13 protein-coding genes are annotated in these 15,457 nt (G+C 66.4%); 10 read left to right on the top strand and 3 right to left on the bottom strand.

What is annotated here, in order from left to right:
- Window positions 1-120: 120 nt before the first annotated feature.
- From ACGHN1_RS10955 to ACGHN1_RS10935, 5 genes are read left to right on the top strand one after another with little or no spacing between them, the layout of a single operon-like run.
- Window positions 121-1,452 (top strand): amidohydrolase, encoded by a 1,332-nt coding sequence (locus ACGHN1_RS10955; protein ID WP_390550940.1) that lies wholly within the window; start codon window positions 121-123, stop codon window positions 1,450-1,452.
- A 20-nt stretch (window positions 1,453-1,472) separates the two neighbouring features.
- Window positions 1,473-2,417, top strand: a complete 945-nt coding sequence (locus ACGHN1_RS10950; protein ID WP_390550939.1) for a metal-dependent hydrolase — start codon at window positions 1,473-1,475, stop codon at window positions 2,415-2,417.
- A gap of 6 nt (window positions 2,418-2,423) precedes the next feature.
- A complete protein-coding gene (locus ACGHN1_RS10945) occupies window positions 2,424-3,821 on the top strand; it encodes a cryptochrome/photolyase family protein (protein ID WP_390550938.1) in 1,398 nt (465 codons plus the stop codon).
- Between the two features lie 38 nt (window positions 3,822-3,859).
- Window positions 3,860-5,098, top strand: coding sequence for a class I SAM-dependent methyltransferase (locus ACGHN1_RS10940; protein WP_390550937.1), 1,239 nt, complete (start codon window positions 3,860-3,862; stop codon window positions 5,096-5,098).
- A gap of 2 nt (window positions 5,099-5,100) precedes the next feature.
- A complete protein-coding gene (locus ACGHN1_RS10935) occupies window positions 5,101-6,270 on the top strand; it encodes a serine hydrolase domain-containing protein (protein WP_390550935.1) in 1,170 nt (389 codons plus the stop codon).
- Window positions 6,271-6,272: 2 nt separating this feature from the next.
- Here ACGHN1_RS10935 and ACGHN1_RS10930 read toward each other — a convergent pair whose 3' ends face one another.
- The 3 genes from ACGHN1_RS10930 to purF form a co-directional block, all read right to left on the bottom strand.
- On the bottom strand, window positions 6,273-6,623 hold the full coding sequence (locus ACGHN1_RS10930; RefSeq protein WP_390550934.1) for a PilZ domain-containing protein: 351 nt from the start codon (window positions 6,621-6,623) through the stop codon (window positions 6,273-6,275).
- Window positions 6,624-6,728: 105 nt separating this feature from the next.
- A complete protein-coding gene (locus tag ACGHN1_RS10925) occupies window positions 6,729-7,454 on the bottom strand; it encodes an SDR family NAD(P)-dependent oxidoreductase (RefSeq protein ID WP_390550933.1) in 726 nt (241 codons plus the stop codon).
- Window positions 7,454-8,926, bottom strand: coding sequence for an amidophosphoribosyltransferase (gene purF, locus ACGHN1_RS10920; RefSeq protein WP_390550932.1), 1,473 nt, complete (start codon window positions 8,924-8,926; stop codon window positions 7,454-7,456). Before purF ends, ACGHN1_RS10925 begins: the two co-directional genes overlap by 1 nt.
- A gap of 192 nt (window positions 8,927-9,118) precedes the next feature.
- Here purF and ACGHN1_RS10915 point away from each other — a divergent pair, with 192 nt between their 5' ends.
- The 5 genes from ACGHN1_RS10915 to dnaE all read left to right on the top strand — a co-directional run bounded on the left by ACGHN1_RS10915 (window position 9,119) and on the right by dnaE (window position 15,450).
- Complete coding sequence (locus tag ACGHN1_RS10915) at window positions 9,119-10,360, top strand: lipoprotein-releasing ABC transporter permease subunit (protein WP_390550931.1); 1,242 nt, start codon at window positions 9,119-9,121, stop codon at window positions 10,358-10,360.
- On the top strand, window positions 10,353-11,027 hold the full coding sequence (locus ACGHN1_RS10910; protein WP_390550930.1) for an ABC transporter ATP-binding protein: 675 nt from the start codon (window positions 10,353-10,355) through the stop codon (window positions 11,025-11,027). Before ACGHN1_RS10915 ends, ACGHN1_RS10910 begins: the two co-directional genes overlap by 8 nt.
- A 78-nt stretch (window positions 11,028-11,105) precedes the next feature.
- The gene (locus ACGHN1_RS10905; protein WP_390550929.1) at window positions 11,106-11,585 is read left to right on the top strand and encodes a glutathione peroxidase; all 480 of its coding nucleotides are present in this window, start codon (window positions 11,106-11,108) and stop codon (window positions 11,583-11,585) included.
- A gap of 10 nt (window positions 11,586-11,595) precedes the next feature.
- The gene (locus ACGHN1_RS10900; RefSeq protein WP_390550928.1) at window positions 11,596-11,934 is read left to right on the top strand and encodes a hypothetical protein; all 339 of its coding nucleotides are present in this window, start codon (window positions 11,596-11,598) and stop codon (window positions 11,932-11,934) included.
- 45 nt (window positions 11,935-11,979) lie between these two features.
- The gene (gene dnaE / locus ACGHN1_RS10895; protein WP_390550927.1) at window positions 11,980-15,450 is read left to right on the top strand and encodes a DNA polymerase III subunit alpha; all 3,471 of its coding nucleotides are present in this window, start codon (window positions 11,980-11,982) and stop codon (window positions 15,448-15,450) included.
- Window positions 15,451-15,457: the final 7 nt, after the last annotated feature.

Here is a 15,457-nt window from a genome sequence, read left to right as displayed (position 1 = left end):
TTCCTAAACCCCCGAAAGCATGCCACATGGCCGGTGACGGCCGGATCGCATCGGGACCGGGAGATTCCTTGTCCTGGACAGTGTAACACCCGGTCCATGTCCAACAGGGGGAACGCCGCCATGAATGCCATCGATCGTCTTCTCGCCCTCGGCCTCGCGCTGACACTTGCCACACCTGCCGCGGCGCAGGATCTCGAGGCGTCGCTGGCCGAGGACATGCCGGAGCTCATGGAACTCTACCGCGATCTCCACGCTCACCCCGAATTGAGCTTCGAAGAGCACGAGACCGCCGCGAAGCTCGCCAAGCGGATGCGCGATCTCGGCTTCGAGGTGACCGAGGGCGTCGGGCGGACCGGCGTCGTCTCGGTGATGACGAACGGCGAGGGACCGGTGGTCCTGCTCCGTGCCGACATGGACGGACTGCCCGTGGTCGAACAGACCGGACTGCCGTTCGCATCGCAAGTGACCGCGACGCCCGCCAGCGGCGTCACCACCGGAGTGATGCACGCCTGCGGTCACGATACGCACATGGCCGGGTTCATTGGCGCGGCGCAGCTCCTCGCCGAGCGCAAGGACGAATGGCAGGGCACGCTGGTGATGGTGCTCCAGCCCGCCGAGGAACTGGGGCTGGGCGCGCTGGCGATGCTGGAGGACGGGCTCTACACCCGCTTCCCCAAGCCCGACTATGCGCTTGCCTTCCACGATGCCGCCGCGCCCGCGCCCGCCGGGACGATCGGCTATACCCCGGGCTATGCGCTGGCGAATGTCGACAGCGTCGACATCACGGTCAAGGGTGTGGGCGGACACGGCGCCTATCCGCACACCACGATCGATCCCGTGGTGTTGGCGAGCAGCATCGTGATGAAGCTGCAGACCGTGGTCAGCCGCAATTCCTCCCCGCTCGATCCGGCCGTGATCACCGTCGGCAGCTTCCATGCGGGCGCGAAGCACAACATCATCTCCGACGAAGCGAAGCTGCAGCTGACCGTGCGCAGCTATTCCGACGAGAGCCGCAAGCTGCTGCTCGACGGGATCGCCCGAGTGGCGCGGGGCGAGGCGATCACCGCCGGGCTGCCGGAGGAGCTGATGCCCGAGGTGACCGTGGAGGATCCGTTCACCCCCTCGACCTTCAACGATCCCGATTTCACGCAGGAAACCATGGCGGGTTTCCGCCAGCGCTTCGGGGAAGACCGGGTGATGGAATGGCCTGCGGTCATGGGCGGCGAGGATTTCAGCCAGTTCCGCCGCGCTGCCCCGGAGGATGTGAAATCGCTGATCTTCTGGATCAGCGGCACGCCCGCCGAGATGCTCACCGCGCTTGAGGAAGAGGGCAAGCCGCTGCCCTCGTTGCATTCGCCCTTCTGGGCTCCGGACGCCGAGGCGGTGGTGCGCACCGGAGCCGAGGCGCTGGCCAGCGCCGCGCTCGACCTGATGCCGCGCAATGGCGGGTGACCGCCTAGGGGTTCGCCCCCTTGGATAACCTGACCCACGGCCTCGTCGGCGCGCTGATCGGCCAGGCGGGACTGAAGCGCAAGACGGGTCTCGCCATGCCGGCGCTGATTGTCGGCGCCAATCTTCCCGATGTCGACGCGGCGTGCTTCTTCTGGCTCGACGGCGTGGAGCATCTGGGCTTCCGGCGCGGGATCACCCACGGCCCGATCGCCTGGGTGCTGCTGCCGCTGGTGCTGGCGGGGCTGTTGTGGGGCTACGATCGATGGCAGGCGGGGCGGGGCAAGCGCCCCGAAAAGCGCCTGCCGGTCAGTTTCAAATGGCTCTACCTGCTGAGCTTCATCGCCTGCCTCACCCACCCGGCGCTCGACTGGCTCAACGTCTACGGGATCCGTCTGTTGGAGCCGTTCAGCAGCCGCTGGTTCTACGGCGACGTGCTGTTCATCATCGATGTCTGGCTATGGCTCCTGCTGGGGGGAGCGACCTGGCTCTCGCTCAGGCGCGAGAAGCGAGGCGGGGAGTGGCAGAGGCCCGCAAGGATCGCGATCGCGGTGGGGCTGGCCTACATCGGCATGAATGCCGGTATCACGGCGGCCCGCGAAGGTGCCGCGATTGCCAGCCCCACCGGATCCGAAACCGTCATCGCCAGCCCGGTACCGTTCGATCCCTTCGGTCGCGAGATGATCCGGGGTGGGAACGGCCTCTACACGCTCGACGATGGCCGTACCTTGCCGGGCGTGCCGCTCGACCGCTGCGACCTGGAGCAGGCACGAGCGGGCAACGCCGGCATCGACGCCTTCCTGTTCTGGGCCCGCACCCCCCTGATCGAGCCGCGCGCGGACGGCTCGCTCTGGCTGCGCGATGCCCGTTTCTACGATCCGAGGGCAGGCGACCGTTTCTCCGTGCGCCTACCGCCGGGCACCTGTCCCGGCGTGAGAACGGAACCCGGCAGCGGCGCGAGCGGTTAGGGCGGCATGACTTCCCCACAGATCGTCTGGCTGCGGCGCGACCTGCGCCTGGCCGATCAGCCCGCACTCCATCACGCCGCGCAGGCCGGGCCGGTCATACCGGTCTTCGTGCTCGACGACGCGCGGGCGGGCGACCACGCCTATGGCGGGGCGAGCCGCGTGTGGCTGCACCATTCGTTGGAGAGCCTCGGCAAGAGCTTCGGTGCGCACCGCTCGCGGATCGTGCTGCGCCGGGGCGATGCGCCGCAGGTCCTCGCCGCGCTGGCGCACGAGACGGGCGCGGCCTGCATCCATGCCAACCGGCATTACGAACCGTGGTGGCGGGATGCTGAGGACGAGCTTCGCGACGCGCTGGACGAGGATTGCACCCTCGAACTCCACGACGGCAACTACCTCATGCCGCCCGGCACCGCGACCACCGGATCGGGCGATCCCTACAAGATCTACACGCCGTTCTCGCGCGCCATGCTGGAGCTGTTGCCGCCGCGCGACGAATTGCCCCAACCGGAGACGCTACACTCACCCGAAAGCTGGCCGGACAGCGACGATCTCGCCGATTGGGAGCTGCTTCCGACCAGCCCCGACTGGGCCAGCGGCATCCGCGAATTCTGGAAGTTCGGCGAGGATGCCGCACACGAACGCTTAGACTGGTGGGCGGACGAGGTCGGCGATTACGACGAGGGTCGCAACCTGCCCTCGCAGGACACCACCAGCCGGCTCTCGCCGCATCTGCATTGGGGCGAGATCACCCCGGTGCAGGTCTATCACCGGCTCAAGGACAAGCGCAGCCAGGGCTGGCAGACCTTCCTCAAGGAAATCATCTGGCGCGACTACGCGCAGAACGTGATCTGCCAGTTTCCGGACTACGGCCGCGAGAGCTATCGCGATTATGACGAACGCACGCTGTGGCGCAATCCGAACGCCGGGCACCTGATCGCGGACGATCTGAAGGCCTGGCAGAAGGGGATGACCGGCTATCCGATCGTCGATGCCGGGATGCGCCAGCTGTGGCGGACCGGCTGGATCCACAACCGCGTCCGCATGGTCTGCGCCAGCTTTCTGGTGAAGCATCTGCTGATCGACTGGCGGCACGGCGAGCAATGGTACTGGGACTGCCTGGTCGATGCCGACTACGGCAACAATTCGGTCAACTGGCAGTGGATTTCCGGCACCGGCGTCGACAGCAACATGTTCAGCCGGATCATGGCCCCGCTGACCCAGTCGGAGAAGTTCGACGCCGCCGGCTACATCCGCGAATACGTGCCCGAGCTCGCCGATTGCAGCGACGATTGCATCCACGATCCGCCCGACGACGAGCGCGGCGACTATCCGGCGAAGATCATCGGCCACAAGGAAGCGCGCGAGCGGGCGCTGTCCGCCTATCGCGAGAGCAAGGACGGCTGACTTGCCACCACCCCGCGCTCGGGCATAGGGCGCATGGGATGGATGCGGTGACGACACGGCGCGGCGAGCGGCTGATCGAGGGCGGGCGGCGGTTCGCGCGCAAGCCCGGCCTGATCGCCCGCACCATCGCGCCCGGCTTCGGCAAGATCATCGACCGGATCGATGCGGCGCTGGTGACGGGTGCGATACACGCGGTTCTGCCCGACGGAAGCCGGCGGACGCTGGGTGGGCGAGCGCCGGGCTTCGAATGCGAGGTGGAACTGCGGAGCTGGAACGCGCTCGTCCGGCTCGCCAGCAACGGCTCGGTGGGTTGGTATCAGGCTTGGGCGAGCGGCGAATGGTGGAGCCCAGATCCCGTTCCGCTGTTCGCGCTGTTCATGCAGCATGCCGAGCGCCTCGGCGACACGGCCCGCGCCAAGGGCCCGTTCCGGCACGCGCTCAAGCTCGCGCACCTCGTCAACCGCAACTCCCACTCCGGCGCTCGCAGGAACATCGCGGCACATTACGATCTCGGCAACGACTTCTACGAGGCCTGGCTCGATCCGACGATGAGCTATTCCTCCGCGATCGAGGTGAGGGGCGACGATCTCGAAGCGGCCCAGCGCCGGAAATGGCAGGCGCTGGAGAGACGCATCGGCGATGCTCAGACCGTGCTGGAGATCGGCTGCGGCTGGGGCGGGCTCGCAGCGGACATTGCCGGGGGCGGGGGCGCGGTGACGGCCATAAGCCTGTCCGAAGAACAGCTTGCCTTCGCGCGCCAGCGCAATCCCGGCCCCGACTATCGCCGGCAGGACTACCGCGAGGTCGCGGGCGCGTTCGACGCCGTGGTCAGCGTCGAGATGGTCGAGGCCCTGGGCCGCGAATACTGGCCCGACTTCATGGACTGCCTCGCCCGCAACCTGAAGCCGGCTGGGCGGGCGGCGATCCAGTACATTTCGATGCGCGAGGACCTGTTCGGGGATTATGCCAGCAGCGCCGATTTCATCCAGGCCTACATCTTCCCCGGCGGGTTGTTGATCCGCACAAGCGAATTCCGCACGCTCGCCGAGCAACGCGGCCTCGCATGGCGCGACCAGACCGACTTCGGGACGGACTATGCGGAGACTCTGAGGCTATGGCGCGTCAGATTCGATGCGGCAGTGCGCGAAGGACGTTTGCCTGCCGGATTCGACGACACATTCGTCGACCTGTGGCGCTATTACCTGATGTATTGCGAAGGTGGCTTCCGCGGCGGCGGGATCGACGTCCACCAGGTCACGCTGGTCAAGAAGGGATGAGAATGGGGAAATGGACTCTGGCGCTGGCGGCGACGCTGCTGGCGGGATGTGCGACCGCGCCGATCGCCGAACAGGCACAGATGCGCACCACGCAGCCGACCGAGCAATTGGCGGTGCAGGATCAGCAGGTGCTGTTCTGGGACGACGCCACCCGCACCGATCGTTTCCGCCGGATGCAGGACATCTTCGCCGGGATCGAGGTGCCCCATGCGCAGGACGTGCGGGCCCTGCCCAAGGGCGAGCCGCTCGATACCCCGACCCGGGAGCGGATCGACACCCTGCTCGAAACTATGAACGCCGCGGGACTTATGGTCCTGCAGGACGGACGGGTTCGGCACGAACAATACCGCTTGGACTTCGGACCCGAACAGCGCTGGACCAGCTTCTCGGTGGCGAAGAGCTTTACCTCCACCTTGCTCGGCGCAGCGCTGCGCGACGGCAGCATCGCCAGCCTGTCCGACCCGGTGACACGCTATCTGCCCGCGCTGGCCGGCACCGCCTACGACGGCGTCACGGTCGAACAGGTGGCGACGATGACCTCGGGCGTCAGATGGAACGAGGATTATGCCGATCCCGCCAGCGACGTCGCACGAATGTTGCTCGTCGCGCCGGTGGCGGGAGAATCGCAGGCGATCACCTATGCCCGCACGCTCGAGCGCGAAGCGCCTGCGGGGGAGAAATGGGTTTACAAGACGCTCGAGACGAACCTCTTGGGCGACATCGTCGCCGCGGCGACCGGCCAGACGCTCGCCGCCTATGCCAAGGACAAGATCGTCGATCCGGCGGGTTTTGCCGGCGACCTGTTCTGGATGACCGATCTGACCGGCGGCAACATCGGCGGGTGCTGCCTCTCGATCCGACTGTCGGACTATGCCCGGATGGGCCAGTGGGTGCTGGAGGGCGGGGAACCCTCCGTAACCGACGGATGGTTCGCAGCGGCGGGCGCGCCCCAGGTCGATCTCGGCGAGGGCGCCGGATACGGCTATCAATGGTGGACCTATCCCGGCGGAATGTTCGGTGCGCAGGGTATCTTCGGACAGTATATCTGGATCGTGCCGGACGAACGGCTCGTGATCGCGGTGGTGTCGAACTATGCCACGGCGACCGGCTCCGGTCTCACCCAGGCGCGCGCTGCCCTGCGCGACGCGATCGTCGCGGCCGCCTCCGATTAGGCCTAGCTGATCTTGCGGTAGACGCCCTCGCCCGAATAGCGGGCGAGGATATTGTCGTGGACGATCGGGCTGAGCAGCTCGGTAAAGGCGCAGCCCACCTGGCAGTTCTCCCACCAGATGACCTGGCCCTGGAGCGATTCGAGGCCGGGCAGGGTCAGCCAGCAGATCTGGCCTTCGTGCATGCGATTGATCGCCGCTGCGGAAAATCCTGAGATCGACAGGTCGTGGACGACGGTCTGGAAACCCCGACCGCCCGAGGCGCGCAACTGGCCTGGAATGGTCAGGCGCGTGCGCGGCGAGCAGCGATCTTCCTGCGCGGCGATGCTGTAGCGATCCCGGGTGCTGTACGACATTGCGATGTGTTCCGATCCGATCCCTTGCAGTCGGACAGCCCGACCCAATGACCATCCGCGCCCGATCTGCGCCGGGCAGCGTTAGGGAAGCGCTACCGAATAGGGTTAACCGGACCGCTCGATCCGTTCGCGATGGCCGGTCTCGTAACCGTCGGTCGCGAGCGCAAGGATGCGCTCGGCAACCGCTTCGGGCGGCTTCACCGTCGCCGGATCCTCGCCGGGATAGGCCTTGGCGCGCATCGCGGTTCGGGTGGCGCCGGGATCGACGATGGCGACGCGCACCTTGGATATCTTGCCGACTTCCTGCGCATAGCTTTCGAGCAGATTGTCGAACGCCGCCTTGGTCGAGGCGTAGGCCGACCAATACGCCCGCGGCGTCTCGCCGACGCTGCTGGTCAGCCCGATGACCCGGCCCGCCTCTGCCCGCTTGAGCAACGGATCGAAGGCCGCGATCAGTGCCTGTGTCGCCAGCACGTTTATCGTGATCGCCTGGCCGAACTGCTTGCTGTCGATCTGCGTCACCGGGGTCAGCGTCGGCAGATAGGCGGCGCCGATGACCAGGATGTCGAGCTGGTCCCAGCGGGCCGCCACCGCGCTGGCGAGCCGGGCAATGCCGTCCTGCTCGGTCAGATCGACCGGCGCGATGGTCGACTGACCGCCGCTTTCATGGATGGCGTCCTCGACCCTCTCCAGCGCGGAAACGTCGCGCCCGGTCAGGATTACATGCGCCCCCGCGGCGGCCAGCGCCTTGGCCGTCGCCGCGCCGATGCCCTTGCTCGACCCGGTGACGAGCGCCGTTCGGCCGGCGAGAGGCTGTTCGGCATTCGCCATCAGACGCGCTCGGTTTCGGGGAAGGTCAGCTGCGCCTCGCGGGCCTCGCGGCGGGAGAGATCGGTCAGCGGCGTCGGATATTCCCCGGTGAAGCAGGCATCGCAGAATTGCGGCCGCGCGCGCTTGCGCTGTTCGTGCCCGACAGCGCGATAGAGCCCGTCGATCGAGACGAAGGCGAGGCTGTCGGCCTTGATGAATTCGCGCATCGGTTCGAGCTCCATCCGCGCGGCGAGTAGCTTGGAGCGTTCGGGCGTGTCGACACCGTAGAAGCAGCTGTGCGCGGTCGGCGGGCTGGCGACGCGGAAATGGACCTCGGTCGCCCCGGCATCGCGCATCATCTCGACGATCGAGAGGCTGGTGGTGCCGCGCACGATCGAATCGTCGATCAACACGATGCGCTTGCCCTCCACCAGACCGCGATTGGCATTGTGCTTGCGCTTGACGCCGGCGTGGCGGGCCCCGTCGGAAGGCTGGATGAAGGTGCGTCCGACATAGTGCGAGCGGATGATCCCCAGCTCGAAAGGTATGCCCGATGCCTGGGCATAGCCGATCGCCGCCGGCACGCCGCTGTCGGGTACCGGCACGACCAGATCGGCATCGACCGGGCATTCGCGCGCCAGTTCGGCCCCGATCGCCTTGCGCGCCTCGTAGACGCTGCGCCCGGCGAAGATGCTGTCGGGTCGGCTGAAATAGACGTGTTCGAAGATGCAGGGACGCGGAGCATGGCTGCCGAAGGGATGAAGCGAATCCATGTTGCCGTCGAAATCGACGCGGATCAGTTCGCCGGGCTCCACTTCGCGGACGAACTCCGCGCCGACGACGTCGAAGGCCACGCTTTCGCTGGCGAACAGGGTAGCATCCCCGATCCGCCCCATCACCAGTGGGCGTATGCCGAGCGGGTCGCGGCAGGCGATCATACCCTGCGGGGTCATGACGACCAGCGCATAGGCCCCTTCGAGCAGGCGCAGCGCGTCGACCAGCCGGTCGACCGTGGTCGGGTAGCGGCTGGTGGCGACGAGGTGGATGATCACTTCGGTGTCGCTTGTCGACTGGAAGATCGCCCCGCGCCGGACCAGATCTTCGCGCAGTGCGCCCGCATTCGAGATATTGCCGTTGTGCGCGACGGCGAAACCGCCGCTGGCGAGATCGGCATAGAGCGGCTGCACGTTGCGCAATCCCGCGCCGCCGGTGGTCGAATAGCGAACATGGCCGGCGGCCATGAAGCCCGGCAGTTCGGCGATGGCGTCCTGGCCGGAGAAATTCTCCGCGACATGGCCGAGGCCGCGCCTTGCATAGAATTCCTGCCCGTCGAAACTGATGATGCCGACCGCCTCCTGCCCGCGATGCTGCAGGGCGTGGAGGCCGAGCGCGGTGGCGGCCGAGGCGTCGGTGGCATTGATCGCGCCGAACACCCCGCATTCCTCGCGCAGTTTGTCGCCGTCGAAATCGAGGAAAGGGTGAGTGAGGTTCATCGCCTGGCTGTAAGCCTGCCTTGCGTCGCGTTCGAGGGGGCCGTCCGCTCGTGCGGCTGCCAATGGCGATGTTGCGATAGGATTACAAGGCCGGGATGACCGCGAGTGGCAGCGTAGAACACGATTTCATTGCACCGCAAGGTCGCCCTTCCTAAAGGCACCTCACACCGACGCCAGACAGGCCCGCCTTCCTTGCTTCTCTCCCCTTTCGAACGCACCATTGCCAAGCGCTACCTGCTGCCGGGCCGGGGCGAGGCCTTCATCGCGCTGGTCGCGAGCATCTCGATCGGGGTGGTGATGCTCTCGGTCGCCATGCTGGTCATCGTCATGAGCGTGATGAACGGCTTCCGGGCCGAACTGCTCGACAAGATCGTCGGGCTCAACGGTCATGCGATCGTCCAGGCCTATGGCGGCCGGCTCGACGATTGGGAGAACGTGCTGCAGGAGGTCCGCACCACGCCCGGCGTCACCGAAGCCTCGCCGCTGATCGAACAGCCGCTGCTGACGACCTTCAACGGTCGGGTCGAGGCGATCCTGGTGCGCGGCAACACCATGCAGGACATCCGCGGCCTGGCCGACAATGTCGTGGCCGGCAATATTTCGGAGCTGCAACCGGGCGAGGCCAATGTCGCCATCGGGGTGAGGCTGGCGCAGAACATCGGCGCGCAGGTCGGCGATACGATCACCATCATCAATCCCCAGGGCCGCTCGACTCCCTTCGGCACCGTACCCAGACAGATCGGCTATCGCGTTGCGGCAATCTTCGAGGTCGGCATCTACGATTACGACCAGGCCTTCGTGGTCATGCCGATGCAGGATGCGCAGACCCTGCTTCTGATCGGCGACACCATCGGCATGATCGAGGTGACGGTGACCGATCCCGACCGGGTATCCGAGATCCTCGCACCCGTGACGCGCTCGCTTTCCGGAAGAGCCGTGGTGAGTGACTGGAAGACCATCAATTCGACCCTGTTCGAGGCGCTTCAGGTCGAACGGGTCGCCATGGCATTCGCCTTGAGTTTCATGGTCCTGGTCGCGGCTTTCAACATTCTTTCGAGCCTGGTCATGCTGGTGCGCGCCAAGACTCGGGACATCGCGATCATGCGGACCATGGGGGCGACGCGGAAGAGCCTGATGAAGATTTTCGTCACCACGGGCTTCACCGTCGGAGCCATCGGCACGGTCGCGGGACTGGTGCTCGGCTTCGTGGTGCTGTTCTTCCGCGAGCCGATCGTCGGCTTCATCGGGATCGTGACCGGGCAGGACCTTTGGGACCCGGAGGTCCGCTTCCTCTCTTCGCTGCCATCGCGCACCGATCCGGTCGAGATCGCGCTCATCATTGCTCTGGCTCTGGTCCTCAGTTTCCTCGCCACGCTCTATCCCGCATGGAAGGCGGCGAGCACCGATCCGGTCGAGGTCCTGCGCTATGAGTAGGCCCGTCGTCGAACTCAGGCGCCTTACCCGCAGCTTCGAACAGGGCGGAGTGCGGATCGACGTGCTGCGCGGCGTCGATCTGACCATCGGCGAGGGCGAAATCGTCGCGCTGCTCGGCCCGTCCGGCTCGGGCAAGTCGACCATGCTTCAGGCGGTGGGACTGCTCGAGGGCGGCTTCGGGGGAGAGATCGTGATCGCCGGCCACGCAGCGGAAAAGTCGGATGCCGGGGCGCGGACCGAACTGCGCCGCGATCATCTCGGTTTCGTCTATCAGTTCCACCATCTCCTGCCCGATTTCGACGCGCGCGAGAACGTGGTCCTGCCGCAGCTCGTGGCCGGAAAGCCGCGCGAGGAGGCCGAGAAGCGCGCCGAGGAACTGCTCTCCAGCCTTGGTCTGGAACACCGCATGACGCATCGGCCGAGCAAGCTTTCGGGCGGCGAACAGCAACGCGTCGCAGTCGCCCGCGGCCTCGCCAACCGCCCCAAGCTTCTGCTCGCCGACGAACCGACCGGCAATCTCGACGAGGCCACCGCCGACCGGGTTCTGGACCAATTGCTGGCGCTCGTCCGCGAGGAGGGCAGCGCCGCGCTGATTGCGACTCACAACGAGCGGCTCGCTGCGCGGATGGACAGGATCGTCCGGCTGCACGACGGCCGCCTCGAGTGATCCGGGCAACGCCTGGACGCGTTGCGATCGCGGCCTTACGGGCATCGGGTGGCGCCGGATCGAACGAGGAGTGAGCGCATGACCAGCCTGGCCGATTTCACCGTGACCGACAATCGCGGCGCGAAGGTCGACCTGAGCGAAAAGCTCGGCACGGTGCTGCTGGTGGTCAACACGGCCAGCAAATGCGGCTTCACTCCCCAATACGACGGGCTCGAAGCGCTATACCAGCGTTTCAAGGATCGCGGGTTCGAGATCCTCGGCTTCCCCTGCAACCAGTTCGGCGGGCAGGAGCCCGGCTCCGACGCCGAGATCGCCGAATTCTGCAAGGTCAATTTCGGCGTGAGCTTTCCGCTGATGCACAAGGTCGATGTCAACGGACCCGATGCCTCCCCGCTGTTCGACTGGATGAAGAGCGAAGCCAAGGGGCTGATGGGGTCGCAATCGATCAAGTGGAACTTCACCAAGTTCCTGATCGACCGGGAGGGGAGGGTGATCCGGCGCTACGCGCCCACCGACAAACCGGAAAGCATCGCGCGCGACATCGAGAAACTCCTGTAGCGCCGCCGGAATGCTCGCCGACATCAACGCCTGGTTCCTCTCGCTGGGGGCCGAATACGGGGTCAATCCCTATATCTTCGGCGGCATCTATGTCGGCGCGATCCCTTTCTTCCTCCTGTCGATCGCGTGGCTGGTGAAGCGGGCGCGGGCGGGCCGATCGACGGTGGTGCCGACGCTGCTTGCCGGGTTTTTCTTCGTCTCCGCCTATCTCTATCTGGCCATCGCCGGACGGAACATTCCGGTCTGGGTCTGGCTCTTCCTCGCCGCGCTCGTCGCCTACGGGGCCTGGTCCACGATCCGCGACACACGGCGCAAGATCGCCGTGACCGAAGAGGCGGGGGACTTGTAGAACGCCGCGCTTGGCGAATCCGCTTCGCCTTCGCATAGTATCGTCATGGCCTTCGCACCCTTCGTTCCGCTTCGCATCCTCTCGGCCTATTCCATGCTGGAAGGGGCGATCGAGCCCAAGGCGATGGCGAAGGTCGCGAAGGAGCGCGGCTTTCCGGCCATAGCGCTGGCCGACCGCAACGGGCTCTACGGCGCGGTGATGTTCGCCAAGGCGTGCATGGACGAAGGCGTGCAGCCGATCATCGGCACGCTCCTCGGCATCGCCCGCGACGAGGACGGGCGCTTTATCGACTGGCTGCCGCTCTATGCGCAGGACGAGACCGGCTACGAGAATTTGTGCCACCTGGTCAGCCGGGCGCACCTCGATCGCCCGCTGGAGTGCGAGCCGCACATCCGGATGGAGGATTTGGACGGCCGGACCGGGGGCCTGATTGCCCTGACCGGCGCGAGCGAGGGCGCGGTCACCCGCCTGCTCGCAGAAGGCCAAGCGAGCCATGCCGCCGCGATGCTCGATCGGCTCGAGGACCTTTTTCCGGGCCGGCTCTACGTCGAGCTCGCCCGCCGCGGCGATGCGACCGAAGAGGCCGCCGAGCCCGCGCTGATCGATCTGGCCTTTGCGCGCGACCTGCCGCTGGTCGCGACCAATCCCGCCAATTTCGCCGAACCGCATATGCACAAGGCGCACGATGCCATGCTGTGCATCGCCGGTTCGACCCATGTCGATGCCGAAGACCGGGTGCGGTCCAATCCGGAGAGCTTCGTCAAATCGGCGCGCATGATGGAAGAGGCTTTCGCCGACCTCCCCGAAGCCACCGCCAATACGCTGGTGATCGCGCAGCGCTGCGCCTTTGCCCCGCCGCTGCGCGACCCGATCTTGCCGAGCCTCGCTGGCGATCTCGAAGGCGAGGCGCGGATGCTGGCAGAAGATGCACGGCGCGGCCTCGCCGCCCGGCTCGAACCCTACGGCGAGCTGTCGGACGAGGAGCTCAAAACCTATGTCGAGCGGCTCGATTTCGAAGTCGGGGTCATCAACCAGATGGGCTTCCCCGGCTACTTCCTGATCGTCGCCGACTTTATCAAATGGGCCAAGGAGCAGGGCATTCCCGTGGGCCCGGGGCGCGGTTCGGGCGCGGGCAGCCTGGTTGCCTGGGCGCTGACGATCACCGATCTCGACCCGATCCGGCTCGGCCTGTTGTTCGAACGCTTCCTCAATCCCGAACGCGTCTCGATGCCGGACTTCGACATCGACTTCTGCGAAACCCGGCGGGGCGAGGTGATCCGCTACGTGCAGGGGAAGTACGGCCACGACCACGTCGCCCAGATCATCACCTTCGGCAAGCTCAAGGCGCGCGCCGTCCTGCGCGACACGGGCCGCATCCTGCAGATGAGCTACGGCCAGGTCGATCGCCTGTGCAAGATGGTGCCCAACCATCCGACCGATCCCTGGACCCTGCCGCGCGCGCTCAACGGGGCGGCGGATTTCCGGCGCGAATACGACAACGATAACCAGGTGAAGCGCCTCGTCGATCTGGCGATGCAACTCGAAGGCTTCCCGCGCAATTCCTCCACCCATGCGGCGGGCGTGGTGATCGGCGATCGGCCGCTGGCGCAGCTCGTCCCGCTCTATCGCGATCCGCGTTCGGACATGCCGGTGACCCAGTTCGACATGAAGCATGTCGAGACCTCGGGCCTGGTCAAGTTCGACTTCCTCGGCCTCAAGACCCTGTCGGTGCTGCGCAAGGCGACCGACCTGCTGGAAAAGCGCGGAGTGGTTATCGACCTCGCGCAGCTCGCCCTCGACGATCCGGCGGTCTACGAGCTGATGAAGGCGGGCAGCACCGTCGGCGTGTTCCAGCTCGAATCGGAAGGCATGCGGCGCACGCTGACCGCGGTGAAGCCGACCAAGTTCGAGGATATCATCGCGCTCGTCTCGCTCTACCGGCCGGGCCCGATGGACAACATCCCCCTGTTCGGCAAGCGCAAGGCGGGCGAGGTCGCGATCGAATATCCGCACCCCAAGCTCGAGGGGATACTCGCCGAGACCTACGGCATCTTCGTCTACCAGGAACAGGTGATGCAGGCCGCGCAGATCCTTGCCGGATACTCGCTCGGCGATGCCGACCTCCTGCGCCGGGCGATGGGCAAGAAGGTCCAGGCCGAAATGGACGCGCAGCGCCAGCGCTTCATCGATGGCTGCGGCACGGTTTCGAACATTCCGCCAAGGGAAGCGAACGCGCTGTTCGACCTGATCGACAAGTTCGCCGGCTACGGCTTCAACAAGTCCCACGCCGCCGCCTATGCGTTGCTCGCCTACCAGACGGCGTGGCTGAAAGCGCATTATCCGGAGGAATTTTACGCCGCCTCGATGTGTTTCGACATGCATCAGTCGGAAAAGCTGGCGCTCTTCGTCGACGATGCGCGGCGGCACGAGATCGCGGTGCTACCGCCCTGCATCAACCGATCGGTCGCTGAATTCACGGTCGAGACTACCGACGAGGGATACGGGGTCCGCTACGCACTCGCCGGGATCCGCAATGTCGGCGAGAAGGCGATGGATGCGATCGTCGCGGAACGCGAGGCGAGTGGTCCCTACGAGAGCCTCAAGGATCTGTTCGAGCGCCTGCCGCGCGGCGCGATGAATTCGCGCGGGCTCGAGGCGCTCGCTGCCGCCGGGGCGCTCGACGAGCTCGAGCCCGATCGCGCTAAGCTCTTCGCCAATGCCGACCTGCTGCTGGCGGTGGCCGATGCCGCGGACCGCGAGCGGTCGAGCGGGCAGGGCGGCCTGTTTGGCGGCGAGGAGCGCGGTGCGGACGACCTGCGCCTGAAGCATGCCGAACCCTGGTCGCGGGCCGAGCGAATGGCGAAGGAGAAGGAGAATTTCGGCTTCTACTTCTCCGCCCATCCGGTCGAGGGCTGGCGGCAGGTGGCGAGCGCCAACGGTGCCCGCTCCTATGCCTCGCTCATGGCTGGAGGCGCGCCTTCTGGCGGCCGGGCACCGGCGGTCATGGCGGCGATGGTCGAGAAGGTGAACAAGGGCACGACCCGGCGCGGCAAGCCCTTCGTGCGCGCCGACTTCTCCGACAGCTCGGGCCAGTTCAGCGCCGCCTGCTTCGAGGAGAGCCTGGTCGCGAGCTTCGAGGAATGGGCGGCGGACGGCACCTGCGTCCTGCTCCAGGTCGAGCTCGACAGTCCGAGCCCCGACGAACCGCCGCGCATCACCGTGAGGGGGGCGACGCCGCTGGCCCGGGTCAGCGCGAATGCGCGGATGCTGCTGACGCTCGATGTCACCAGCGAGGAAGGGCTGGCAGCGCTCGCGCTGGAACTCGGAGAGCGCGGGGGGACCGGCGAAGTGATCGCCCGCCTGAGGACGGGAACGGCGATCGAGCCGACCGTGCGTCTCGGGCGCGATTTCGGCCTCGACGGCGAACTCGCCGAACGTCTCGCCGAGGTACCCGGCCTTGCCAAGATACACCTGACCACCCGGCGCGGCGGCGACCATCTGCGCCTCGTCGCCTGACTTTAAG

Source organism: Qipengyuania sp. MTN3-11 (assembly GCF_042851825.1).
In the GTDB taxonomy this organism is placed as follows: domain Bacteria; phylum Pseudomonadota; class Alphaproteobacteria; order Sphingomonadales; family Sphingomonadaceae; genus Qipengyuania.
The sequence above is the reverse complement of the archived record's forward strand: the minus strand, read 5'-3'. Positions and strand labels throughout refer to the sequence as shown.